Origin of the sequence: Pseudochelatococcus contaminans, from assembly GCF_014195635.1 — a bacterium.
Classification (GTDB): Bacteria; Pseudomonadota; Alphaproteobacteria; order Rhizobiales; family Beijerinckiaceae; genus Pseudochelatococcus; species Pseudochelatococcus contaminans.
The window spans coordinates 62892-86357 of sequence record NZ_JACICC010000008.1; the positions used below are offsets into that span (position 1 = coordinate 62892).

19 protein-coding genes and 3 tRNA genes are annotated in these 23466 nt (G+C 58.6%); 7 read left to right on the plus strand and 15 right to left on the minus strand.

Features of this window, described 5'->3' with window-relative positions:
- Positions 1 to 40: 40 nt before the first annotated feature.
- The 9 genes from rpsJ to FHS81_RS14335 all read right to left on the minus strand — a co-directional run bounded on the left by rpsJ (position 41) and on the right by FHS81_RS14335 (position 7025).
- A complete protein-coding gene (gene rpsJ, locus FHS81_RS14295; RefSeq protein WP_183754113.1) occupies positions 41 to 352 on the minus strand; it encodes a 30S ribosomal protein S10 in 312 nt (103 codons plus the stop codon).
- 69 nt (positions 353 to 421) lie between these two features.
- A complete protein-coding gene (gene tuf / locus FHS81_RS14300; RefSeq protein ID WP_183754115.1) occupies positions 422 to 1612 on the minus strand; it encodes an elongation factor Tu in 1191 nt (396 codons plus the stop codon).
- Between the two features lie 79 nt (positions 1613 to 1691).
- On the minus strand, positions 1692 to 3761 hold the full coding sequence (fusA, locus tag FHS81_RS14305) for an elongation factor G (RefSeq protein ID WP_183754117.1): 2070 nt from the start codon (positions 3759 to 3761) through the stop codon (positions 1692 to 1694).
- A gap of 27 nt (positions 3762 to 3788) precedes the next feature.
- Positions 3789 to 4259, minus strand: coding sequence for a 30S ribosomal protein S7 (gene rpsG / locus FHS81_RS14310; RefSeq protein ID WP_183754120.1), 471 nt, complete (start codon positions 4257 to 4259; stop codon positions 3789 to 3791).
- A gap of 130 nt (positions 4260 to 4389) precedes the next feature.
- A complete protein-coding gene (rpsL, locus tag FHS81_RS14315) occupies positions 4390 to 4761 on the minus strand; it encodes a 30S ribosomal protein S12 (protein ID WP_183754122.1) in 372 nt (123 codons plus the stop codon).
- A 547-nt stretch (positions 4762 to 5308) separates the two neighbouring features.
- Positions 5309 to 5385, minus strand: a tRNA-Trp gene (locus tag FHS81_RS14320).
- Between the two features lie 81 nt (positions 5386 to 5466).
- The gene (gene tuf / locus FHS81_RS14325) at positions 5467 to 6657 is read right to left on the minus strand and encodes an elongation factor Tu (protein ID WP_183754115.1); all 1191 of its coding nucleotides are present in this window, start codon (positions 6655 to 6657) and stop codon (positions 5467 to 5469) included.
- A 184-nt stretch (positions 6658 to 6841) separates the two neighbouring features.
- A tRNA-Gly gene (locus FHS81_RS14330) sits at positions 6842 to 6915 on the minus strand.
- 25 nt (positions 6916 to 6940) lie between these two features.
- A tRNA-Tyr gene (locus FHS81_RS14335) sits at positions 6941 to 7025 on the minus strand.
- A 233-nt stretch (positions 7026 to 7258) separates the two neighbouring features.
- On the opposite strand from FHS81_RS14335, the gene rlmB reads away from it, so the two are divergent.
- A complete protein-coding gene (gene rlmB / locus FHS81_RS14340; RefSeq protein WP_183754124.1) occupies positions 7259 to 8089 on the plus strand; it encodes a 23S rRNA (guanosine(2251)-2'-O)-methyltransferase RlmB in 831 nt (276 codons plus the stop codon).
- A 103-nt stretch (positions 8090 to 8192) separates the two neighbouring features.
- Here the strand turns inward: rlmB and FHS81_RS14345 are convergent, their stop codons facing one another.
- Complete coding sequence (locus FHS81_RS14345) at positions 8193 to 9308, minus strand: anhydro-N-acetylmuramic acid kinase (RefSeq protein ID WP_183754126.1); 1116 nt, start codon at positions 9306 to 9308, stop codon at positions 8193 to 8195.
- A gap of 244 nt (positions 9309 to 9552) precedes the next feature.
- Between FHS81_RS14345 and tyrS the strand changes: the two genes are divergently transcribed.
- Positions 9553 to 10812: a tyrosine--tRNA ligase gene (gene tyrS / locus FHS81_RS14350; RefSeq protein WP_183754128.1), complete on the plus strand. Its 1260-nt coding sequence runs from the start codon at positions 9553 to 9555 to the stop codon at positions 10810 to 10812.
- A 175-nt stretch (positions 10813 to 10987) separates the two neighbouring features.
- A complete protein-coding gene (locus FHS81_RS14355) occupies positions 10988 to 11356 on the plus strand; it encodes a PRC-barrel domain-containing protein (protein WP_183754129.1) in 369 nt (122 codons plus the stop codon).
- A gap of 222 nt (positions 11357 to 11578) precedes the next feature.
- On the opposite strand, the gene FHS81_RS14360 is transcribed toward FHS81_RS14355, so the two are convergent.
- Genes FHS81_RS14360 through FHS81_RS14370 form a run of 3 tightly spaced genes read right to left on the minus strand, consistent with a single transcriptional unit; the run spans position 11579 to position 15153 of the window.
- Positions 11579 to 13141: a S10 family peptidase gene (locus tag FHS81_RS14360; protein WP_183754130.1), complete on the minus strand. Its 1563-nt coding sequence runs from the start codon at positions 13139 to 13141 to the stop codon at positions 11579 to 11581.
- Positions 13142 to 13195: 54 nt separating this feature from the next.
- The gene (locus FHS81_RS14365; RefSeq protein WP_183754131.1) at positions 13196 to 13648 is read right to left on the minus strand and encodes a DNA polymerase III subunit chi; all 453 of its coding nucleotides are present in this window, start codon (positions 13646 to 13648) and stop codon (positions 13196 to 13198) included.
- Positions 13645 to 15153 carry a leucyl aminopeptidase gene (locus tag FHS81_RS14370; protein WP_183754132.1) on the minus strand — a complete coding sequence of 503 codons (1509 nt, stop codon included), beginning with the start codon at positions 15151 to 15153 and terminating at the stop codon, positions 13645 to 13647. The genes FHS81_RS14365 and FHS81_RS14370 overlap by 4 nt, the downstream gene beginning before the upstream one ends.
- Before the next feature lie 510 nt (positions 15154 to 15663).
- On the opposite strand from FHS81_RS14370, the gene lptF reads away from it, so the two are divergent.
- From lptF to rsmA, 4 genes are all read left to right on the plus strand, one after another.
- Complete coding sequence (gene lptF / locus FHS81_RS14375; RefSeq protein WP_183754133.1) at positions 15664 to 16824, plus strand: LPS export ABC transporter permease LptF; 1161 nt, start codon at positions 15664 to 15666, stop codon at positions 16822 to 16824.
- Entirely contained in the window at positions 16824 to 17909 is a 1086-nt protein-coding gene (gene lptG / locus FHS81_RS14380; RefSeq protein WP_183754269.1) for an LPS export ABC transporter permease LptG, read from the plus strand. Before lptF ends, lptG begins: the two co-directional genes overlap by 1 nt.
- A gap of 141 nt (positions 17910 to 18050) precedes the next feature.
- Entirely contained in the window at positions 18051 to 20555 is a 2505-nt protein-coding gene (locus FHS81_RS14385; RefSeq protein WP_210281722.1) for an LPS-assembly protein LptD, read from the plus strand.
- Positions 20556 to 20568: 13 nt separating this feature from the next.
- The gene (gene rsmA / locus FHS81_RS14390; RefSeq protein WP_183754136.1) at positions 20569 to 21441 is read left to right on the plus strand and encodes a 16S rRNA (adenine(1518)-N(6)/adenine(1519)-N(6))-dimethyltransferase RsmA; all 873 of its coding nucleotides are present in this window, start codon (positions 20569 to 20571) and stop codon (positions 21439 to 21441) included.
- A 9-nt stretch (positions 21442 to 21450) separates the two neighbouring features.
- Here the strand turns inward: rsmA and gmk are convergent, their stop codons facing one another.
- A complete protein-coding gene (gene gmk, locus FHS81_RS14395; RefSeq protein WP_183754138.1) occupies positions 21451 to 22092 on the minus strand; it encodes a guanylate kinase in 642 nt (213 codons plus the stop codon).
- A gap of 31 nt (positions 22093 to 22123) precedes the next feature.
- On the minus strand, positions 22124 to 23278 hold the full coding sequence (gene mltG, locus FHS81_RS14400; RefSeq protein WP_246375036.1) for an endolytic transglycosylase MltG: 1155 nt from the start codon (positions 23276 to 23278) through the stop codon (positions 22124 to 22126).
- Positions 23279 to 23466: the final 188 nt, after the last annotated feature.

A 23466-nucleotide genomic window follows, 5' to 3' on the forward strand; every position in this document is an offset into this window, starting at 1 on the left:
CTCCAGGGCGTTCCTGGCTCTGACCATCCCCTAGGGGAGGTCAGAGCCTGATTTCCACGTCAACACCAGCAGCCAGATCAAGCTTCATAAGAGCATCGACCGTCTGCGGTGTGGGTTCAACGATATCGAGAACGCGCAGGTGAGTGCGCATCTCGAACTGCTCGCGCGACGTCTTGTCGATGTGCGGCGAACGATTCACAGTAAACTTCTTGATACGCGTAGGCAGCGGGATCGGACCCCGTACCTTCGCACCCGTCCGCTTGGCAGTCGACACAATCTCGAGTGTGGAAGCATCCAGCACACGATGGTCAAACGCCTTGAGGCGGATGCGTATATTCTGACCTTTTGTCATAACAGCAACCTCAGGCCGAACCCGGCTCAGCGTAGCGTCCGGCATAAACCGGACGCCCCAAAAACAAACTCAAGCGATGATTTCAGCGACGACGCCTGCACCGACGGTACGGCCGCCTTCACGGATAGCGAAGCGCAGCTTCTCTTCCATCGCGATCGGAACGATCAGCTCCACCTCAACCGAGATGTTGTCGCCCGGCATCACCATTTCCGTTCCTTCCGGGAGCTTCACGATCCCGGTAACGTCCGTTGTGCGGAAGTAGAACTGAGGACGATAGTTCGCGAAGAACGGAGTATGACGGCCGCCTTCTTCCTTCGTCAGGATGTAAGCCTCAGCCTTGAACTTCGTGTGAGGCTTGACAGAACCCGGCTTCGCCAGAACCTGACCGCGCTCAACGTCTTCACGCTTCGTGCCGCGAAGCAGAGCACCGACGTTATCGCCAGCCTGACCCTGATCCAGCAGCTTGCGGAACATTTCAACGCCCGTCACGGTCGTCTTCACGGTCGGACGGATGCCGATGATCTCGACTTCTTCACCGACCTTGACGATGCCACGCTCAACACGACCCGTCACAACCGTACCGCGACCCGAGATCGAGAACACGTCTTCGACGGGCATCAGGAACGGCTGGTCAATCGGACGCTCAGGCTGCGGAATGTACGAATCAACCGCTTCCATCAGCTTCAGAACCGCTTCACGGCCGATTTCAGCGTTCGAATCCTCAAGCGCTGCAAGTGCCGAACCCTTCACGACCGGAATGTCGTCGCCGGGGAATTCGTACTTCGACAGAAGCTCGCGGATTTCCAGCTCGACGAGTTCCAGAAGCTCCGGATCGTCAACCTGGTCGACCTTGTTCATGAACACGACGAGTGCCGGGACGCCGACCTGACGGGCGAGCAGGATGTGCTCGCGGGTCTGCGGCATCGGGCCGTCAGCGGAAGACACCACCAGGATCGCGCCGTCCATCTGGGCAGCGCCGGTGATCATGTTCTTCACGTAGTCGGCGTGGCCGGGGCAGTCGACGTGTGCGTAGTGACGGTTCTCCGTCTCGTACTCAACGTGAGACGTCGAGATCGTGATACCGCGGGCGCGCTCTTCAGGCGCCTTGTCGATCTGGTCGTAAGCCGTGAAGGACGCTCCGCCCTTCTCGGCAAGAACCTTCGTGATCGCGGCCGTCAACGACGTCTTGCCGTGGTCGACGTGACCGATCGTTCCGATGTTCACATGCGGCTTAGTCCGCTCAAACTTCTCTTTCGCCATCTCGCGGCTCCCTGAAAACTATTCGGCTTTAGCCGATCAATTCCTGAATATTGAAGTCAATACCTGTACGTCCAAATTATTAGGCGTACTTGGCTTGCACTTCCTGAGCAACCGCTGAGGGGACCTGCTCGTAATGGTCGAACTGCATTGTGTACGTCGCACGCCCCTGGCTCATTGAGCGCAGCGTATTGACGTAACCGAACATATTGGCCAACGGCACCATGGCATCGATCACAACGGCATTGCCGCGCATATCCTGCCCCTGAATCTGACCGCGACGAGAGTTGAGATCGCCGATAACCGAGCCGGTGTAATCTTCCGGTGTCACCACTTCGACCTTCATGATCGGCTCAAGCAGTACGGATCCGCCCTTTTGAAGCGCTTCACGCAAACCAGCGCGGGCAGCGATTTCGAACGCCAGCGCCGAAGAGTCGACTTCGTGATAAGCGCCGTCGATCAACTCGATCTTCAGGTCAACGACCGGGAAGCCAGCGAGAATACCCGCACCCAGAACACTTTCGAGGCCCTTTTCGACGCCAGGGATGTATTCCTTAGGCACCGCACCGCCGACGATCTTGGAGTTAAACGAATACCCTTCACCCGCCTCAGCCGGCTCAACTACCAGCTTCACACGTGCAAATTGTCCCGTACCACCCGTCTGCTTCTTATGCGTGTAATCGATCTCGACTTTCTTCGAGATGCGCTCACGATAAGCCACCTGAGGAGCACCGATATTTGCATCGACCTTATAGGTGCGACGAAGAATGTCGACCTTGATGTCAAGATGCAGCTCGCCCATACCCTTCAGAATTGTCTGACCGGACTCGCTGTCCGTCGAAACGCGGAAGGAAGGATCCTCGGCAGCCAACTTGGAAAGCGCGATACCGAGCTTTTCCTGATCAGCCTTGGACTTCGGCTCGATTGCGATCTCGATGACCGGCTCCGGGAACTCCATACGCTCAAGAATGACCGGCTTCGCCGTATCGCAAAGCGTATCACCGGTGCGGACTTCTTTGAGGCCAGCAAGCGCGACGATATCGCCAGCATGCGCCTCTTTAATGTCTTCGCGGTTATTTGCATGCATCAACAACATGCGGCCGATACGTTCTTTCTTGTCACGAGTCGAGTTCAATACCGAATCGCCAGCCCTCAACACGCCTGAGTAAATACGCGAGAAGGTAATAGTCCCGACGAAGGGGTCATCCATGATCTTGAACGCAAGAACAGACAGAGGCTCTTCGTCAGAAGGCTTCCGCTCGGTCGGCTCTTCCGTCTTGAAGTCGATGCCCTTAATCGCGCCACGGTCAAGCGGCGACGGCAGATAGTTCACGACTGCGTCGAGAAGCGGATGAATACCGCGATTTCTAAACGCAGATCCGCACAACACAGGATGGAACGCACGACCTTGCACGGCCTTGCGGACCAAACCACGAAGCGTCTCGACGTCGGGCTCTTGACCATCGAGGTAAGCAGCCATTGCGTCATCATCGAGCTCCACAGCGGCCTCAATAAGCTTCGTGCGGTACTTTGCCGCCAGCTCAGCGAGATCAGCAGGGATATCCGTTTCGTCAAAGTTGCCCTGGGAATCGGGATAAATGATCGCTTTTTGAGTGATCAGATCGACCACGCCAACGAAGTCATTTTCCGCGCCAATCGGAATCTGCAACAGCACAGGCTTGCCGGCAACACGATCGATGATGGAGTCAACGCTCTTGAACAGATCAGAACCGACTTTGTCCATCTTATTGACGAACACGATACGCGGCACGTCGTACTTATCGGCCTGACGCCAGACAGTTTCGGTCTGCGGTTCGACGCCCTGGCTGCCATCAAGCACGCACACGGCACCGTCAAGCACGCGCAGCGAACGCTCCACCTCAATCGTGAAGTCGACGTGGCCGGGGGTGTCGATGATGTTCAGGCGGTGACCCTGCCAGAAGCAGGTGGTCGCAGCCGACGTAATCGTGATGCCACGCTCCTGCTCCTGGTCCATCCAGTCCATCGTCGCGGCGCCTTCATGCGTCTCGCCGATTTTGTGGTTCTTACCAGTGAAGAACAGAATACGCTCGGTCGTCGTGGTCTTGCCGGCGTCGATATGCGCCATGATTCCGAAGTTGCGGTAATCGGCAATTGCGTGCGTGCGAGACATCGTCGTGGCTCCGTGTGACCCGGTTCGTTACCAGCGGTAGTGCGAGAAAGCGCGATTGGCGTCAGCCATGCGATGCGTGTCTTCACGCTTCTTCACGGCATTACCACGGCTATTTGATGCATCGATCAGCTCGGCCGAAAGACGCTCGACCATCGTGCGGTCATTGCGTGCCCGGGCAGCCGTGATGAGCCAGCGGATTGCAAGCGCCTGACGACGCTCATTGCGGACTTCGACAGGAACCTGGTACGTCGCACCACCGACACGACGCGACCGAACCTCGATGGCCGGCGCAACGTTGTCGAGGGCCTGCTTGAACACAGGAAGAGCCTCGGTCTTCAGTTTCTGCTCGATGACATCGAAGGCGCCATAGACGATAGCCTCGGCTGCGGACTTCTTGCCATCACGCATAATGGAATTCATGAACTTGGTGACGACGATATCGCCGAACTTTGCGTCCGGAATGATCTCGCGCTTTTCCGCACTATGGCGACGGGACATCGGCTTTCGCTCCGCCTAGAACTAAGGACAAGGGAAATCTTTTAATTTACCCGAATTGCCCTAAAAAACATCTCAAACGAAAATCAGGCGCTGCACATCAATTGATAACAAACAGCCCGATACGCATTTATCACTTCGGCCGCTTGGCACCATACTTCGAACGGCGCTGCTTGCGGTTCTTGACACCCTGGGTATCGAGAACACCGCGAAGAATGTGATAGCGCACGCCCGGCAAGTCCTTTACGCGGCCACCGCGGATAAGAACCACAGAGTGCTCCTGGAGGTTGTGACCCTCACCAGGAATATAACCGATAACTTCGAAACCGTTCGTCAGACGAACCTTAGCAACCTTACGGAGAGCAGAGTTCGGCTTCTTCGGCGTTGTGGTGTAAACGCGCGTGCAGACACCCCGCTTTTGCGGGCAAGACTCGAGGGCAGGAACCTTGTTCCGGCTCTTTTGCGCCGTCCGCGGCTTGCGGATCAACTGGCTGATCGTCGGCATACTATCTTCTCTCGTTTTCAACCGCTGGATGGCGAACCATCCACAACGTCGGCCGTTGGCCTAATCCTTCATCAGAGCCAGCGGCCCCTGAAACAAATCGATTGAGCCGCGCCGCCAAAGATGAATCCGTCAGGATACAAATGACAACGCGCTATCGTGCCTGATGCAATAAAGCATCAAGCACTTGCACACGCAGAGGATCAGATTCTCACCTGATCATGCTCCAGATCTGACAATCAAGCCATACTTGCGGCCAGTCGGTGCTAAGAACGGCAACGTTTAGGGTCTATCCATCAAGGCTAGGCGCCTCGAACCAGAAAACCTACGGCTTGCCGAAAGTCGGACTTGTTTACCTTTAGATTCGCGTCCCGTCAAGGGTGAAACCTAAGGGAATCTTTAATCCGAGCCAGGAAAAAGCTGGCAAATAAAGGAGACCCGCCAATCGATGACAGGCTGCCAGACAGCGCCTTGGAAAGTAAAATCAGGCTGGGCAGCTATCTGCCTCAGATAGCTGCCCAGCCTGATAATCTCATAATACCTGCCGAATTGGCAGGAGTGGAGGGACTCGAACCCCCAACCCCCGGTTTTGGAGACCGGTGCTCTAGCCAGTTGAGCTACACTCCTAGAGATTCGCAGCGCAAAAGCTGCGAATCATTTTGTCGTATTTTTGATGTCTGCGCATCTTTTGCATGCGCAGACAGATAATCAAGCGATGATTTCAGCGACGACGCCTGCACCGACGGTACGGCCGCCTTCACGGATAGCGAAGCGCAGCTTCTCTTCCATCGCGATCGGAACGATCAGCTCCACCTCAACCGAGATGTTGTCGCCCGGCATCACCATTTCCGTTCCTTCCGGGAGCTTCACGATCCCGGTAACGTCCGTTGTGCGGAAGTAGAACTGAGGACGATAGTTCGCGAAGAACGGAGTATGACGGCCGCCTTCTTCCTTCGTCAGGATGTAAGCCTCAGCCTTGAACTTCGTGTGAGGCTTGACAGAACCCGGCTTCGCCAGAACCTGACCGCGCTCAACGTCTTCACGCTTCGTGCCGCGAAGCAGAGCACCGACGTTATCGCCAGCCTGACCCTGATCCAGCAGCTTGCGGAACATTTCAACGCCCGTCACGGTCGTCTTCACGGTCGGACGGATGCCGATGATCTCGACTTCTTCACCGACCTTGACGATGCCACGCTCAACACGACCCGTCACAACCGTACCGCGACCCGAGATCGAGAACACGTCTTCGACGGGCATCAGGAACGGCTGGTCAATCGGACGCTCAGGCTGCGGAATGTACGAATCAACCGCTTCCATCAGCTTCAGAACCGCTTCACGGCCGATTTCAGCGTTCGAATCCTCAAGCGCTGCAAGTGCCGAACCCTTCACGACCGGAATGTCGTCGCCGGGGAATTCGTACTTCGACAGAAGCTCGCGGATTTCCAGCTCGACGAGTTCCAGAAGCTCCGGATCGTCAACCTGGTCGACCTTGTTCATGAACACGACGAGTGCCGGGACGCCGACCTGACGGGCGAGCAGGATGTGCTCGCGGGTCTGCGGCATCGGGCCGTCAGCGGAAGACACCACCAGGATCGCGCCGTCCATCTGGGCAGCGCCGGTGATCATGTTCTTCACGTAGTCGGCGTGGCCGGGGCAGTCGACGTGTGCGTAGTGACGGTTCTCCGTCTCGTACTCAACGTGAGACGTCGAGATCGTGATACCGCGGGCGCGCTCTTCAGGCGCCTTGTCGATCTGGTCGTAAGCCGTGAAGGACGCTCCGCCCTTCTCGGCAAGAACCTTCGTGATCGCGGCCGTCAACGACGTCTTGCCGTGGTCGACGTGACCGATCGTTCCGATGTTCACATGCGGCTTAGTCCGCTCAAACTTCTCTTTCGCCATCGACGTCGCTCTCTCGTCCCGAACTGAAACGCCCCCTGTATCTTCCGATACAGAAGGCTTACCAGCGCCTCGTCCGGCCCCACCAGCCGGGACGGCGCCATACGTAACTTTCTCTGCCTGCGCGTGGCATCCCGCGTCAATCTGGCGCGACCGGATCGTTCTCCCGATCTTTCGCACCTGTGACTGGAGCGGGTGAAGGGAATCGAACCCTCGTCATCAGCTTGGAAGGCTGTTGCTCTACCATTGAGCTACACCCGCGCGACACACACAGTCCCGGAACGGGTGGTGGAGGAGGTTGGATTCGAACCAACGTAGGCGTAGCCAACGGATTTACAGTCCGTCCCCTTTAACCACTCGGGCACTCCTCCGGCCCATTCCGGCAGACCACCGCACGTAACGCCATCTCCTGCAAATCACAGTGTGGCGTCCGCATCGGCGGAAGCAGCGGGCGGTACTTAGAGCGGACCGCATGGCAATGTCAACACTTATTCGGACTGTTTTTTCGCCAGCTGTGTTTCTCCCAGTGCGCCGGAGGTGACGCGGATTGGCAAATCCGTGGCGATCATGCGACGTATGCAGCACGCAATCAGGAACCGTCAGAATGAACGATAAACCCAGCCGTCCCCGTCCAGCAGGCACACACCGCGCTGGCCCGCATTGGCGTCGTGGAATGGCCAGCAACCGCAGAGGGCCGGATCGCACGGGCGAGCACGAAGAGGATGGCGTTATCCTTTACGGCTGGCATGCAGTTCATGAGGCGCTGGCGAATCCCGCGCGGCGTTTCAAGTCGTTGCTCGTCACGGAGAATGCGGCACGTCGGCTTACGGAGGTTTTCCACAACCTTCCCATTATGCCAACCATCGTGCGACCGTCAGAGATCGACCGTCTGGTCAGTGCTGACTCGGTTCATCAAGGGATGTTGCTCTATGCCGAATCGCTCCCGACGCTCACGGTGGAAGATCTGGCGCCCGAATCACTTATTCTGGTCCTTGACCAGCTTACCGATCCGCATAATGTCGGCGCCATTGTTCGCACCGCCTGCGCTTTCGGGGTGGATGCTATCGTGACCACTGCGCGTCATAGCCCCGCTGCAACTGGCGTGCTGGCGAAATCTGCTTCCGGGGGGCTGGAGCATGTGCCGTTCGTCATCGTCCGAAATCTGGCTGGTGCGCTGCAAACGCTGTCCGAGCGCGGTTATCTCTGCGTGGGGCTTGATTCGGAAGGCGAGCAGGCTCTCGCGGATGTTCCTCTCAGGCGGCCTTTGGCGCTCGTGCTGGGCGCCGAGGGCAAAGGATTGCGCCAGCTGACGCGCGAGCGTTGCAACGTACTGGCGCGGCTTGACGTTCCGGGAAAAATCAAGAGCCTCAACGTGTCCAACGCCGCAGCCGTTTGCCTCTATGACGTGACATCGCGCCTTTCTGCCAAGGGGTGACTTTCGCTTCCCTCAGACGTGATTCGTGTCACGGGCGAAGCGTCCACCCGGCGGCATTCGGTTGCTGATTCGGTTTCGTGCCCCGGTCCAACGCGTCCTCTGACTACCCGCCTGCGACCACACCGCCGGTTGTGGGTTCGGACACACCCGTTGTGCCTGGCAGTGACAGCGGCAGCCCCTTCAGGCTCCGCACGGCCAGATAAGCGAATGCCTGCGCTTCCATGGAATCGGCAGACCACCCCAGTTCATCGGCGATAACAACGCGTGCGCCGGTGTTGACGCCTATGCGTCGCACCAGTTCCCGGTTGCGTGCGCCGCCACCGCAAATGACCCAGAGCTTTGGCGGATGCGGCAAAAGAGGAATGACGTGCGCCACGGCGCGGGCCGAGAATTCCGTCAACGTCGCGGCCCCATCCGCCACCGACAACCCGGAAAGATCCGGCACGTTGAAGGCATTCCGATCCAGAGATTTTGGTGGCTGACGGGTGAAAAACGGATCTTGCATCAGCAGGGTGACAACCGATTCATTCACCTCGCCACGGCTGGCGCTGTCGCCATCGCGGTCCACAGGAGAGCCGGTGCGGTTGAGCATAAAATCGTCGATGAGGGCATTGCCCGGCCCGGTATCGCAGGCAATCAACCCGTCGCTGTCATCGGTATCGACATAGGTGATATTCGCCACCCCGCCGAGGTTGAGAACCGCGACCGGCCCCACAGCCTTGACCTTGCGCACCAGTGCCTGATGGAACAGCGGCACCAGCGGCGCGCCCTGCCCTCCGTGCGCCAGATCGTTGGCGCGAAAATCATGAACCACCGGCACGCCGAAATGAGCAGCCAAAGCTTGACCATCGCCGATCTGGACGGTCAATCCCTCTTCAGGACGATGCAGAACCGTCTGCCCGTGGAAACCGATGACGTCCACGCCACCGTGTTTCAGCTTGCAGGTCGATAAAAACCCCTCAAGCGCCCGGATGTGGCGATGTGTCACCATGGCCTCCGCATCCGCCAGAGGGCCGGGCCGCTCGTCGCGTGACTTGATTCCCGCCGCAGCGCCAATTGCGCGGCGTAGCAGCAGGCGATCAGCCTCATCGTAAGGGTGCATGCCCGCCGGACCGAGACTCTGCACCGTTACGCCGTCTGTCTCGACGAATGCGAGATCGATGCCGTCCATCGACGTACCACTCATCAATCCGACTGCCCGAAAAATCTGTCCCGCCATGATTCACGCCCGCACAAATAATTTCATCGATGGGTACAATACAGGCCTTCCGCATTGTGTGCGCCACGAATCATGCGTGAAAGTGGCCCGCAGCAGCAGCATCGCGGCCTTGATGAGCGAATCGCCAACGGTTATTTGCCCTGTTGCCGGCATGCGGCTGATTTCCATTCGTGGCGCAAGCTGTTATAGACCGGCGCGATCCTTTACGTGGATCGGACACCAATCCTCCAGATAAAGCAGACTGATGACCGTTTTCCGTTCCGATTTCCTCCGTGCGCTCGATGAGCGCGGCCTCATTCACCAGGCTTCCGACGCCGAGGGCCTCGATGCCCTTGCACTGTCCGGCAGGATAACGGCTTACGTGGGCTATGATCTGACGGCAGCCAGCCTGCATGTCGGGCACATGACCAACATCATGATGCTGCGCCGCCTTCAGCAAAGCGGCCATAAGCCAATCGTGCTGCTCGGCGGCGGCACCACCCGCATCGGCGACCCCTCCTTCCGCGACGATGCACGTCCCCTGCTTAACGACGAGCAGATCGAGGCCAACAAAGAGAGCATCCGCAAGGTGTTCTCGCGTTTTCTAACCTTCGGCGACGGCCCCACCGACGCGGTAATGGTCGACAACGCCGAATGGCTCGACAAGCTGGAATACATTCCCTTCCTGCGCGACGTGGGCCGGCACTTCTCGGTCAATCGTATGCTCAGCTTCGAATCGGTGAAGACGCGGCTTGATCGCGACCAATCTTTGTCGTTCCTCGAATTCAACTACATGATCCTGCAGGCCTATGACTTCCTGGAGCTGTCGCGTCGTTATGGCTGCCAGTTGCAGATGGGCGGCTCGGATCAGTGGGGCAACATCATCAACGGCATGGAGCTTGGCCGCCGGATCGACAACAAGCAGCTCTTTGCCCTGACATCGCCGCTGCTCACCACGGCATCTGGCGCCAAAATGGGCAAGTCGGCGGGTGGAGCTGTATGGCTTAATGACGACCTGCTGCCCGCCTACGGCTTGTGGCAGTACTGGCGCAACACCGAAGATGCGGATGTCGGGCGCTTCCTGCGCATCTTCACCGATCTGCCTTTGGACGAAATCGCGCGGCTTGAAGCGCTGGAAGGCGCAGAACGCAACGACGCCAAGAAAATCCTCGCCACCGAGATCACCGCCCTGCTGCACGGTCGCGAAGCAGCCGAGGCCGCAGCGGAAACTGCGCGCAAAACGTTTGAAGAAGGCGCGTTGGCTCAGGATTTGCCGAGCCATGACATCAATCGGGATGCGCTGGAGGCAGGGCTTGGAGTTCTCTCCGCCTTCGGGCCGGATTACACCGGCCTCGTCGCCTCCACCAGCGAGGCCAGGCGGCAGGTGAAGAGTGGCGGCCTTAAAGTCAATGACGTCACAGTCAGCGATGAAAAGGCCAAGTTGACGCTCGCGGATGTTGGCAATGAAGGCGTTATCAAGCTTTCTCTTGGCAAGAAAAAGCATGTATTGCTGAAAATAGTGTGATTGCGAGCGGAACTATCGCCTCTCCAGCACGGTTATTGGAGCGACCGCAGCAGATAAAGCCGGTCACGATAAGGTCAATACGCTCTCAAATGCGTATTGACGACGGGTTTATCTGCGATGGGAAGCAGCAGGAAGGTCAAGCACCTTCCAGATCCAGAACCAGCAGGAGGGCAAGATGGCTCATCTCGACGACACCGCAGGGACTCTGATCGGCGCGGACAACGTTTCCGGAACTGCCGTTTACAACGCAGCCGGAGAAGACCTCGGCTCCATCCACGACATCATCATCGACAAGAAGACCGGCCGCGTCGCGTACGCCGTCCTGTCCTTCGGCGGCTTCCTCGGCATTGGCGAAAAGTATCATCCGCTGCCGTGGTCGGCTCTGACGTATGACGTCAACCAGGGCGGCTACGTCGTCCACCTCACCCGCGAGCAGCTTGAGGGCGCCCCCCAGTTTGGCGCAGAGGAGCGTCCGGATTGGCGCGACCGCGCTTACGAGCAGCGCATCCACGATTACTACGGCATCGGTCCGTACTGGCTCTGATAACCCTTATGCGCAGGCTGGTGGGCACTGCCCGGCCAGCCATAAGCGCAGAGGCCTTATCAAGGCATTCAATCAGGCTCTTTTCGCCTCTGGCAGGCGGAAAGGGCCTGATTTTTTGCGGCTGAGCGTTCGCGGAATAAACCGAGAATCAGTATGCCAGATTGTCGACTTCGCCGTCCTCGTGCGCTCAACCCGATCGGATCGGGTGGAGCGTAAGCTGTTTTATTCGGATTCGTAGAGCTTGCGTGCTGCTGCGGTCAGGGCTGCCCGCGATTCGTCGTCGCTGTAGAACATGTGTCCCCCCTTCAGCACTTCGAGCTGTACGCGGTCCTGCGGCGTGGCCGCGCCAAGGGGCGTCAGGCGGTCGATAACGATCTGGCTATCAAAATATGGTGTGACGAGATCCGTTGCGCCATGAACGATGAGCGCCTTCAAGGCGGGGTCGAGTGCAAGCGCAGCTCTCAGATCGCTGACTGATTCGGGAACTTCGCTGCGATTCGCTCCCCAACTCCAGCCCGCATTCACCTCGTTGCTGAGCAGCCGATATGGGGCATCCACCCGCCATCCGACAATGCGGCCGATAAAGTCCGTCGCTGTGCTGGTCAGCGGTGCGATGCTGGCAGCAAGAATCGGATCTCGCGGCTGAAAATTGCGCACGAAAGGCAGAGGATCGAGCCCCAGAACCGTCGCGTCGTAGAGGCTGGCAACCGACTGCTTATCGCGGCCGAGTTCACGCGCGATCTGCGCGATATCCAAACGCCCTGCCTGACCCGCGATAAACTCACGATCCAGACCGGACAGTTCGGCGACACGGTCGGCGATTCGGTTAACGGCGTCCGGATCGCCAGGGCCGCGCAGGAAATCGACAACGAAGTCACCGCGAGCATAATCCTCGGCGTCTTTGAGCGCCTCACGCGAAACCGGCGTGCCTGCACGCTGCAACCCGAGCGCCGCCAAGGACGGAATACGTGTCGCGAACGACAGCACGGAGCCATCACTGTCCGACTGCGTCGTAAAATCGAGCACCGGCGAAATCATGACGATGCCGCTGACACCGATGCCTTCCTCATTCTGCAACCGCGAAGCGAGTTTGGGTACGCGGAAACCGCCGTAGCTTTCGCCGACAAGATATTTGGGCGACTGCCACCGGTCATTGTCCGTCAGATAACGGCGCACCACCGATGCCAGCGATCTGATGTCGCCATCCATCGACCACACGGCGTTGCGCAGATCGCGGTTGTCATTGGCGAAGCGGCTGTATCCCGTCCCGACAGGATCGATGAAAACGAGATCGGTGAACGCCAGCCATGTCTCCGGGTTGTCCTCAAGGCGCGGCGATGTCGACGGGCCTTCGCCGGTATTGCCGTATGAGAGGCGGCGCGGGCCGAGCGCGCCGAAATTCAGATAAGCGGACGCCGCGCCGGGGCCACCATTGAACACGAAGGTAACGGGCCGCGACGGATCCGGCATGTCGCCCACGGTATAAGCGACATAGCCAACCTCGGCCTGCGGCTCGCCGGCGTCGTTACGCAGCACAATGGGGCCAGCCGTCACCAAATAATTGAGCGGCTTGCCGCCCATGTTCACGAACTGCTTGACCGACGCAGCCGGTGGCAGTCGCAGCGCTTCATCACCCCGCGCTCTGGCCGGCTCTGGTTGTTGCTGCTGTTGCTGTTGAGCCTGCTGCTGCGCAGGCTCTCCCTCCTGCGGGGCCTGCGCTACGGCAATGGGGGAAACCATGAGCAGAGCTGCTGCAATGGCGGTGGCAAAAGCGTGTTTCGGCATTGTCCTCACCTTCATGGTCCTCACCTTCGGGAAATCCCCCGTTCCGCGCATGCCTCACCCCTTCTTCGACCAGCGGCCATTGTCGTCCTGCTGCCAGTAGGTCGCTTCCAGCCCCATGGCGCGCACCTTGCGCCATTCCTCGCGGGCGCGGGACAACGCTACGTCATCCGTGCCGTCGAACATAAGGACGATACGCTGATATCCCGCCGCATCATCTCCCACCGACGCGCCATCGACCAGAAAGCGGATGTCCGCATTGTTGAGATTGGCGCTGCCAGTGGTCAGCAGCACCGGCTCATGCGCGCAATCGGGCTCCCTGTCCGTACAATGGGGCAGGAAACCGTCATCCTTGTATGTCCACAGATGGTCGTCGAGGGCGGTCATACGTTCCTCCCCCGGCACCTCGATGGCGACACGCCAGCCGCGTTCGACGCTTTTTTCGACAAGCGTCGGCAGCACGGCCTCAAGCGGCTGGCGTTGCAGGTGATAGAAGAGGACCTCGGTCATTCGGCCTCGTAATGATCCCGAACGAGCCGGTTCAGCAAACGAACGCCCCAGCCGGATCCCCATGACTGGTTGATATCGGTCTGCTTGGCAGCCATCCCGGTGCCGGCAATGTCGAGATGCGCCCATGGCGTATCATTGACGAAGCGTTGCAGGAACTGCGCCGCCGTGATCGACCCCGCGAAACGGCCGCCGGTGTTTTTGACATCCGCGAACTTCGAATCGATCAGCTTGTCATATTCAGCCTGCAGCGGCAGCCGCCACACGGTCTCGCCAGTGGCCCGGCCAGCCTTGGTCAGCCTGTCGGAAAGCTCGTCGTCATTGGAGAACAGGCCGGCATTTTCCTGCCCCAGCGCAACGATGATCGCGCCTGTCAGCGTGGCGAGGTTGACGATAAAGCGGGGCTTGAAGCGATCCTGCGTATACCAGAGCAGGTCGGCAAGCACGAGGCGGCCTTCCGCATCGGTATTGATGATCTCGATGGTCTTGCCTGACAGGGAGGTGACGATGTCCCCCGGCCGCTGGGCCTTGCCGTCCGGCATGTTTTCCACCAGGCCGATCACGCCGATGGCGTTGACCTTGGCCTTGCGCCTGGCAAGCGCATGGATCAGGCCGACCACCGTAGCGGCGCCGGCCATATCGCCCTTCATATCTTCCATGCTGGCAGCGGGCTTGATGGAGATGCCGCCCGTATCGAAAGTGACGCCCTTGCCGACGAAAGCGACCGGCTGTTCGTCATTCGACGCGCCCTTCCAGCGCAACACCACGACCTGGCTCTCGAACCGGGAGCCACGCCCCACGCCGAGCAGCGCGCGGAACCCCAATTCCGCCAGCTCCTTCTCGCCAATCACTTCGACGGCGACATCGAGCTGCGACAGTTCGCCGACGCGACGCGCAAACTCTTCAGGATTGAGCACATTCGGCGGCTCGTTGACGAACTCCCGGGCAAGGTTGACGCCCTGCGCCACCGCCTTGGCGTCCTTGCGCGCATTCCGCGCCGCAGCGGCATCCGCCAGCAGCACTGTCACCGTTTGCGGAACATCGCCCGGCGCATCGCCGTTTTCATCCTTGGGAGCAGTCTTGTAACGATCGAAGCGATAGCTGCGCAGAGCAAGGCCGAGGGCAAAATCGCCAGCGGCCTCAGCCGTCACCGGCTCGCCCGCAGGCAGATCGAGAACAATCGCCGGCTCCGAAGACGTCAGCCGCGACAGCGATACGCCGCCCAGCCGCGCCCAATCCGCGCCGGCGATATCCTTGGAAGACCCCAGCCCGACGACGACAAGCCTGTCAACGGCAATGCCCTGCGGTGCGGCCAGCACGAGCGTCTTGCGCGCCTTGCCGGTGAATTTCTCAACTTTAGCCGCGCGGCGCACGAATTTGAGCCCGGCTTCCCCCAGCCACTCCGTCACGAAGGGCGAAAACGTCAGATTCTCATCTGAAAAAATAACGGCCTCGCCGCCCTCGGGACGAACGAGATCCTTGAACTCTACCTTTGTGCGACCGCTCATAAAATCCTCACGAAATCGCGGATGGAAAGGCGGCGCTTCTCCTGCGCCCCATCCACCCGCCTGATCAGGCATCCCATGCCAACAAACCCGACGGAGCGCCTTCCAGACAGACAGGAATCTGATCCACAGGAAGTGCTCAAAGTCACGTCCCTGACCGATTTCCGCATTTCGATGAAAACGCGGAAACAGCCCGGAACTCAGGTTCATTTGCGGGAATCATGCCCCGGCCGCGACCACGACCGCCTCGCCCACCGGGCGAAGGCCGCTATCAGAGCATTTTCCCGCCCGTCCGTCGATGTCCGTGACAGTTATTACACCGATTTTAATAAGCGCATGAGCCTTTATATCGCTTCGGATGCGGACGCTTGCAACCTGCCGCGTGAGCGGTTGCGGTGGGCAGCAACCTTGCAGAACCGTCTCAGACGGATTAGTTCGTTATGGCTGCATCCGTCCGCTTGTCGGTCGCGGCATGACCGACAACAGGAAAGTTCGCGGAACAACGGCAGCGTGATGACCCTGATCGAACGTTACATCCTGCGCAACGTCACAGTGGCGTTTTTCGCCTGTTTCGTTGCGCTGACATTGGTGATCTGGATAACCCAGATCCTGCGCCAGCTCGATCTGGTTACAGGCCAGGGGCAGACGCTCGGCATCTTTATGATCGTGACGTTGCTGTCCCTGCCGGCGCTGATCGTCATCATCGCGCCTGTCGCCGTTTTCATCGCAACGCTTTATGCGCTCAACAAGTTCAACGGCGATTCCGAATTGATCGTCATGAGCGCTGCCGGCATCCCTCCCGGCCGGCTTCTGCGCCCTTTCATGACGCTGGGCCTCGCCACCTTCGCGCTCGTCGGCGCGATGACGCTTTATCTGATGCCCGTGAGCTTCAACACGCTGCGTGACGTCATCACCCAGATCAGAGCCGACTTTGTCGCCAACATCGTCAAGGAAGGCCAGTTCACGACGCTCGATTCGGGCATTACCTTCCATTACAGGGAAAAATCCGGTGACGCGCTGCTTGGCATTTTCATGCAGGACGAGCGCAATCCGGAAAAGATCGCCGTCTACATCGCCGAGCGCGGGCGCACGGTGAACGTGGATAATGACAGCTTCCTCGTGCTGGAAAACGGCTCCGTGCAGCAGCAGGAAAAGAACAGCCGCGACGCCGCCATCGTCACGTTCCAGCGCTATGCCCTCAACCTGTCCGTGTTCGCGGCCAACGAAGCGGAAACGATCTATCGCCCCCGTGAACGCTCGACCGCCGCGCTGATCTCACCCGACCCGACCGATCCGGTGTACATGTTTCAGTCAGGCCGTTTCCGCGCCGAGTTGCATGATCGTTTTTCCGCACCTTTATATTGCATCTCCTTCATGCTGATCGCCTTCGCCGCCCTCGGCGAGGCCCGCACCACCCGTCAGGGTCGCGGCGTTGCAATAGCAGTCGCAGTCGTTGCAGTGGGCACAGTGCGAATCATCGGGTTTTTCGCCACCAGCGCCATCGTGCGTGAACCGCTGGCCGTGCTGGGCATTTACGGAGCGCCGCTGGTGTCGAGCGCAATTGCCCTCTTCCTGATTTTTGAGGGGCCACGCGTCCGCCGCTTCACGACCGCGCTGGCACAGCGCTTCAAAGGTAGATCCGGCACCCTTGCCGCCGGCACGAAAGGCGCGTGATGCTGATCGGACCGACGCTTGGAAATTATTTTGGCCGGCGCTTCCTGGCCACCATCGGCATGGTGTTTGGCACTGTCTTCGCGCTGGTCTACACGCTGGACTTCGTCGAACTGATGCGCAGGGCCGGAGACGCCAAGGATGCCTCGGCACACACGATGGCGTGGCTGTCACTTTTGCGCACGCCATCCGTCACGGAGGAAGTGCTGCCGTTCGCCGTGCTATTCGGCAGCATCGCCACCCTTCTGGGACTTAGCCGGCGGCTTGAACTGGTCATCGCGCGTTCGGTGGGCATTTCGGCGTGGGGCTTCCTGCTGCCGGGGGTCGTGGCCGCGTTGCTGCTGGGAATTGCTTCCGTCACGCTCTACAATCCGCTGTCCGCCACGCTTCGGCAAAAGGCGGCCACCCTGGAATCCAGCATCTTCTCGCAGGGCTCGTCGCTGGATCGCCGCAATATCTGGATTCGCCAGAAAAGTATCGACGGACAGGCCATTATCCGCGCGGCCTCCGCTGTTGACGAAACTGGACGCCTGCTGAACGTCACGGTTTTTCTGTTCAACGAGGCGAATGCGTTTACGGAGCGGATCGAGGCCGCGAGTGCAACTCTCTATGATGGTTACTGGGAGCTTGACGACGCGCGCGTGATGTCCGTCAGCGACGAACCGCAGGCTTACGACAGTTATTTGCTGGCCACAACGCTGGACCCGGCACAGGTGCGCCGGTCATTTACCTCAGCAAGTTCAGTCTCTTTCTGGCAATTGCCGGATCTGATCCAGCGCACCGAACAGGCCGGTCTGGATGCCCGGCCATACATCCTGCAATATAACGTCTTGCTGGCTCGTCCCCTGTTATTGATCGCAATGGTGTTGATCGCCGCTTCCGTTTCCTTAAGGTTCTTTCGATTTGGTGGTGTGGCAAAGCTCGTTCTGGGTGGCGTTGTGGCCGGGTTCGTGCTTTATGTAGCAACTGAAATCATGCAGGATCTCGGGGGGGCCGGGATTCTATCTCCGGTCGTGGCGGCATGGTTTCCCGGCGTTGTCGGCAGCCTTCTGGGCATTCTTGCATTGCTCTATCAGGAGGATGGCTAGCACAATTCCGAAGAAAATGGCCGGAGTGGCCGCTTTCGTAACGGATGTGTCAGGCATTCGTGGCACTGTGCCCCCGCCAGGTTGCAGGGGTGCTGGAACGGGTAGTTTGCGTAACGTGTGTTTCAGTCAAGGAGTGAGCGCTTGAGTCTCGGTTCCGTTGCCCGCATCGCGATCGTGTCCCTGCTCGGCGCAACTTTGCTGCCGACAGCAGCCGTCCATGCACAGCAAACCCTGAACGAACGTCTTGCCGCTGCCAGTGGGCCTGGCGAAGGCGACAGCCTCGTGGTCGACGCGAATGAGATCGTTTACGATAACGATCGCAACACGGTTTCGGCCGTCGGCAATGTCAGCTTGTATTATCAGGGCCGCAGCCTGCAGGCGGATCGCGTCACCTATGACCGCAACACCAGCCGCGTTCTCGCGGAAGGGAACGCCCGGCTCCGCGAAACCGACGGTACGGTGGCAAGCGGCGACCGTTTCGAACTGACGGACGACTTCCGCGACGGCTTCATCGATTCGCTCTATGTTGAAACGTCGGACAGGACCCGCTTCTCCGCCCCGCGCGCAGAGCGCTCCGCTGGTGAGACGACGACCTTCTCCAAGGGCACCTACACCGCCTGCGAGCCCTGCAAGCGCAATCCCGAACGCCCGCCATTGTGGCAGGTCAAGGCCGCGCGGATCATCCACGACAACAGCGAGCAGATGATCTATTACGAGGATGCCACCATCGAGTTTTTCGGTGTGCCCCTCGCCTACATTCCATATTTCTCGACGCCTGATCCCACGGTGCGCCGCAAGACCGGCCTGCTGACGCCGCGTTATACCTATTCGTCCGCCACTGGTTTCGGCATCTCGACGCCGTTCTTCTGGGCCCCTGCTCCCGATTACGATCTGACGCTGACCCCCACCTTTCTGACCAAGCAGGGTGTGCTTGGTCAGGCGGAATGGCGCCAGCGTTTCATGTCGGGTTCGTATAACATCCGCGCCGCCGGTATTTTTCAGCAGGATGAGGATGTTTTTCTCGAATCGCCTTACGGCCCGCGCGGGCGTGATTTCCGCGGATCTATCGAGAGTTCAGGCCGTTTCGACATCAACAAATTCTGGCACTGGGGCTGGGATGTCGCGCTCGTGTCCGACAAGTGGTTTTTCGATAACTACAATGTCCGCAGCGAGAGCCTGACGAACACCTTCTTCAAGGAATCGACGTCAACCGCCTATCTACTCGGTCGCAGCGACAATGCGTTCTTCGATCTGCGCGGCTACTACTTCAAGACGCTGGCCTACGACGACTGGCAGAAGCAGCAGCCTGTCGTCGCGCCCACGCTTGATTACAATCGGCGTTTCAAAGGGCCGGGACGACTCGGCGGCGAGTTCGAGTTCGATCTCAACGTAACGAACCTGTTCCGTGAAGCCGCCCAGTACCGGGCGATCCCCGGTTATACCGCAACGACCTTCCCCACGGGCATGCCGTACGAGACCTGCGCGGTGTTCGAGTACGACCGTTGTCTGGTGAGCGGCATTGGCGGCCGATATACACGTGTGTCAACCAGCCTGAGCTGGAAACGCGATTTCATCGATCCGTTGGGACAGGTATGGCAGCCGTTCGTCGGTATGCGTGTCGACGGGTTTGCCCGCGCCCTGAACGCGACGCGATTCCAGAATAACGAGATCACGAACTTCCTGAACGTCAGCAGCAACGACACGATTACCTCTCGCGTCACGCCGACGATCGGTGTCGAATATCGTTATCCCTTCGTCGCCAGCACTGAGAAATGGGGCACACATACGATCGAACCGATTGCCCAGATCGTTGCGCGCCCGAACGAAACCCGCATCGGCGAGCTGCCGAACGAGGATTCGCAAAGTGTGGTGTTCGACAGCACCAACCTGTTCTCATGGAACAAATTCGGCGGATACGACCGCGCCGAAGGCGGTGTACGCGCCAACGTCGGCCTCAAGTACACAGTGCAGACGGATGGCGGTGCATATGGACAGGCTCTGTTCGGCCAGTCCTTCCAGATTGGTGGCCGTAACTCCTACAGGCAATATGACATCTCGCATGCTGGTCAGGACTCCGGTCTTGAAAACACGCGTTCTGACTATGTTGCGGGTCTGTACGTGGCACCCCGGGAAGGCATGTCGTTCCTTGGCCATGCACGCTTTGACGAGAGCAACTTCGCGCTTCAGCGCTTTGACGCGCAGGCCAATGCGTCATTTGGTCGTCTGAACGCAGGCTTGGTGTTTGCCCGTTACGCAGCGCAGCCGGATCTCGGTTATCCGTATCGCCGCACCGGCCTTGGCCCTAATGCCTCGCTGAAGCTTACAGATAATTTTTCGCTTAAAGGCTCCGTGCTGTTCGATCTCGACCGGGGTGTTGAGGAGCGCTACAAGTATCAGGCTGGTTTGATCAACACCTATACAAAGTCCAATACCTGGACCGCAGCCAACATGTCGCTCGGTATGACGTATCAGGACGAGTGCGTGGTGCTGGATGTTGTGTATACCTCCAGCCTGAAAGACCGATCCTCTGGTACGAAGCGCTCGGACTCCACCATCATGGTCCGCTTGGAGCTTCGGACGCTTGGAGAGGTCAGCTTCTCTCAGGATGTCAGCGGCAGCTCTTCTGACGACGGCACGACGCAGTAATCGGTCGGCAGTCATGAGCCAAATCGATGATCTTCCGCCACTGCGGGATATCGTGCGCCAATATGAGCTGGCAGCGAAGAAATCGCTTGGGCAGAATTTTCTGTTCGACCTGAATTTGACAGCGAAAATCGCCCGTTCCTCAGGCCCTCTTGAAAATGTGACGGTTGTGGAAGTTGGCCCCGGCCCGGGTGGTCTCACCAGGGCATTGTTGGCTTGCGGCGCCAGGCACGTCATCGCCATTGAGCGCGATTCACGTTGTCTGCCAATCCTCGCGCAAATCAGCGGCCATTACCCGGGCCGTTTGACAGTTATCGAGGGTGATGCACTAACCGTTGATCTCAGTCCTTATCTCAACGGCGACCCGGCCAGAGTGGTGGCCAATCTGCCTTATAATGTGGCCACCCCACTGCTCACCGGATGGTTAACGACCGATCCTTGGCCATCGTGGTGGGAGTCTTTGACTTTAATGTTCCAGCGCGAGGTTGCCGAGCGGATCGTGGCAACACCTGCGGAGCCTAAAGACTATGGCCGGCTGGGCGTTCTCTGCGGCTGGCGGACTTACGCGAACATTTTGTTTGATGTCCCGCCTTCAGCTTTCGTGCCGCCGCCAAAGGTAACATCGTCCATCGTCCACCTAGCTCCCCGCCCTGCTCCAACACCTGCCCGGACAACCACATTGGCGACGGTGACACAGGCAGCATTTGGACAACGGCGAAAAATGCTACGGCAGAGCCTTAAAAGTCTGGACCTTTCAAATGCAGAGACAGATGTCGCAGGCATGATTCAACGGGCTGGTCTTGAAGAGACCGCCCGCGCCGAAGAGATTCCTGTCGATGGTTTTGTACGTCTCGCTAACGTTTACGATGAGTTGGTGCGGAATCGCTGATATCAGACGTTACGCGTCTTCAGCCAACAGTCCGTCAACGAACCGGGCGAGTCCATCACGTCTGACGCGTTTCAGACGTTCCGCAGCGAGAATAGACAGCAATGCTTTAAATGCGTGATCAAGGTCATCATTGACGATCACATAATCGTAAGCATCCCAATGGCTGATTTCGTCACGCGCATTCAACAGCCTGCGATTGATAATCTCCTGCGCATCCTCAGCCCGGCGTTCCAACCGTGTGCGCAACTCCGTCAGCGACGGCGGCAGAATGAAGACGGTAACGGCATCGTCTCGCATGTGCTCAAGAATTTGGAGTGTTCCCTGCCAATCGACATCGAACACCATATCGCGCCCGCTTGCCAACGTATTGAGAACTGGCTTGCGCGGTGTACCATAAAAGTTGCCATGCACTTCGGCCCATTCCAAAAGATCGCCTCGATCCCTCTGGAAAATAAACTCATCCCGCCCGATAAAGTGGTAGTGCACACCGTCAATTTCTGACGCACGCCGAGGTCGGGTGGTGATGGAGACCGACAGCGACAGATCGCCCAACTGGATGAGATCTCTTGTCAGCGTCGTTTTTCCCGCACCTGACGGAGACGACAAAATCAGCATCAATCCGCGGCGTTGAATTTTACTATCGACCGTCATACTGCGCCCTGAATTAACAACTCTGCCCAAATTACTCAATCGACCGAAGTTGCGGCACGGTCTTCGGCGACGTCAGATCGTAAGTTTTATCCTTGAGGGGATCGAGGTTCGTGCCCTCGGATGCATCTATAACCTTGACAGGACCAGCGGGCGATGAAGCAGGCGCACCGACGACTGCCGCACTAGCGGGCTGCTCAACGTCCGGTATGTTGTCGACCCGATCAATACCAGCCTCATTATCTGCAGCATTCTTACGATCGGTTTCTATCTTGCGCCACTCACGAACATTGCGGTTGTGCTCATCGAGGGTCTTGGCAAATCGGTGTCCGCCAGAGCCATCCGCAACGAAATAAAGATCATCGGTATCGGCAGGATTAGCAACCGCTTTCAAGGAAGCGAGCCCCGGATTTGCGATCGGTCCGGGAGGCAGTCCGTTGATCGCATAAGTATTATAAGGCGTCGGCTCGGTAATTTCGCTTTTTCGAATACCTCGACCGAGGGTACCCTTCCCCCCGACAATTCCATATACGATTGTCGGATCTGACTGGAGCCGCATACCCTGCCGAAGCCGGTTGATAAAAACACTGGCGACGCGGGCCCGCTCCTCGGGAACAGCTGTTTCTTTTTCAACAATTGATGCCAACACGACAAGTTCATCAGGCGATTTCAAAGGAAGTCCCGGAGCTCGAGATTCCCAAGCCTCAGCCACCGCCTTACGATGCTCTGCAGCCATTCTATCAATTAACGCCTGACGCGTGGTGCCGCGCGGAACAAGATAAGTCTCAGGAAGAAGCGAGCCTTCCACAGGAACAGGCTTGATCTCGCCGGTCAATAAATCGTTGGCCAGCAAACGCGCTACAGCCTGATCACTCGTGAGCCCCTCCGCTATGGTGATCGGATGCTGTAAGCTCTTGCCGGACACCAATATGTCCATCACATCCTTCATACTCGCACCAGGCGCGAAAGCATACTCGCCGGCTTTAATGTCGTCATTCGCACCTAGCGCATGCAGTCCAAGTACGAAAATAAGCGGATGCGCGATGACACCCTCACGTTGCAATGTCTGGGCAACGGTCTGATTGCCACCTTTGACAGATACAACCTGCGTTTCTTTAAGCGGACCCGGAGCGTAAAATTCACCTCGCCCAAAATAGACAGCAAACCCGGCAGCGACGGCACCAATCAATAAGACTGTAAGAAATGCACTGAGAGCCGAAAGGAAGCTTCCTTTATGACGGCTTGATTTTTGCCGAATGCGTGGCGGGGGCGGAGGGGCAACCGTAGGCTTGATGGCTTCACTTGCTGAGCGGGGCGTAATGCGATTATACGACGCACCACTATGCCGGACAGAGCCGCTTTCTGAAGACGACTGAT

Bases quoted from the DNA above. Each gene is read 5' to 3' on its own strand.
- rpsJ (WP_183754113.1), bottom strand. From the start codon at position 352: ATGACAAAAGGTCAGAATATACGCATCCGCCTCAAGGCGTTTGACCAT.
- tuf (WP_183754115.1), bottom strand. From the start codon at position 1,612: ATGGCGAAAGAGAAGTTTGAGCGGACTAAGCCGCATGTGAACATCGGA.
- fusA (WP_183754117.1), bottom strand. From the start codon at position 3,761: ATGTCTCGCACGCACGCAATTGCCGATTACCGCAACTTCGGAATCATG.
- rpsG (WP_183754120.1), bottom strand. From the start codon at position 4,259: ATGTCCCGTCGCCATAGTGCGGAAAAGCGCGAGATCATTCCGGACGCA.
- rpsL (WP_183754122.1), bottom strand. From the start codon at position 4,761: ATGCCGACGATCAGCCAGTTGATCCGCAAGCCGCGGACGGCGCAAAAG.
- tuf (WP_183754115.1), bottom strand. From the start codon at position 6,657: ATGGCGAAAGAGAAGTTTGAGCGGACTAAGCCGCATGTGAACATCGGA.
- rlmB (WP_183754124.1), top strand. From the start codon at position 7,259: ATGAACGATAAACCCAGCCGTCCCCGTCCAGCAGGCACACACCGCGCT.
- FHS81_RS14345 (WP_183754126.1), bottom strand. From the start codon at position 9,308: ATGGCGGGACAGATTTTTCGGGCAGTCGGATTGATGAGTGGTACGTCG.
- tyrS (WP_183754128.1), top strand. From the start codon at position 9,553: ATGACCGTTTTCCGTTCCGATTTCCTCCGTGCGCTCGATGAGCGCGGC.
- FHS81_RS14355 (WP_183754129.1), top strand. From the start codon at position 10,988: ATGGCTCATCTCGACGACACCGCAGGGACTCTGATCGGCGCGGACAAC.
- FHS81_RS14360 (WP_183754130.1), bottom strand. From the start codon at position 13,141: ATGCCGAAACACGCTTTTGCCACCGCCATTGCAGCAGCTCTGCTCATG.
- FHS81_RS14365 (WP_183754131.1), bottom strand. From the start codon at position 13,648: ATGACCGAGGTCCTCTTCTATCACCTGCAACGCCAGCCGCTTGAGGCC.
- FHS81_RS14370 (WP_183754132.1), bottom strand. From the start codon at position 15,153: ATGAGCGGTCGCACAAAGGTAGAGTTCAAGGATCTCGTTCGTCCCGAG.
- lptF (WP_183754133.1), top strand. From the start codon at position 15,664: ATGACCCTGATCGAACGTTACATCCTGCGCAACGTCACAGTGGCGTTT.
- lptG (WP_183754269.1), top strand. From the start codon at position 16,824: ATGCTGATCGGACCGACGCTTGGAAATTATTTTGGCCGGCGCTTCCTG.
- rsmA (WP_183754136.1), top strand. From the start codon at position 20,569: ATGAGCCAAATCGATGATCTTCCGCCACTGCGGGATATCGTGCGCCAA.
- gmk (WP_183754138.1), bottom strand. From the start codon at position 22,092: ATGACGGTCGATAGTAAAATTCAACGCCGCGGATTGATGCTGATTTTG.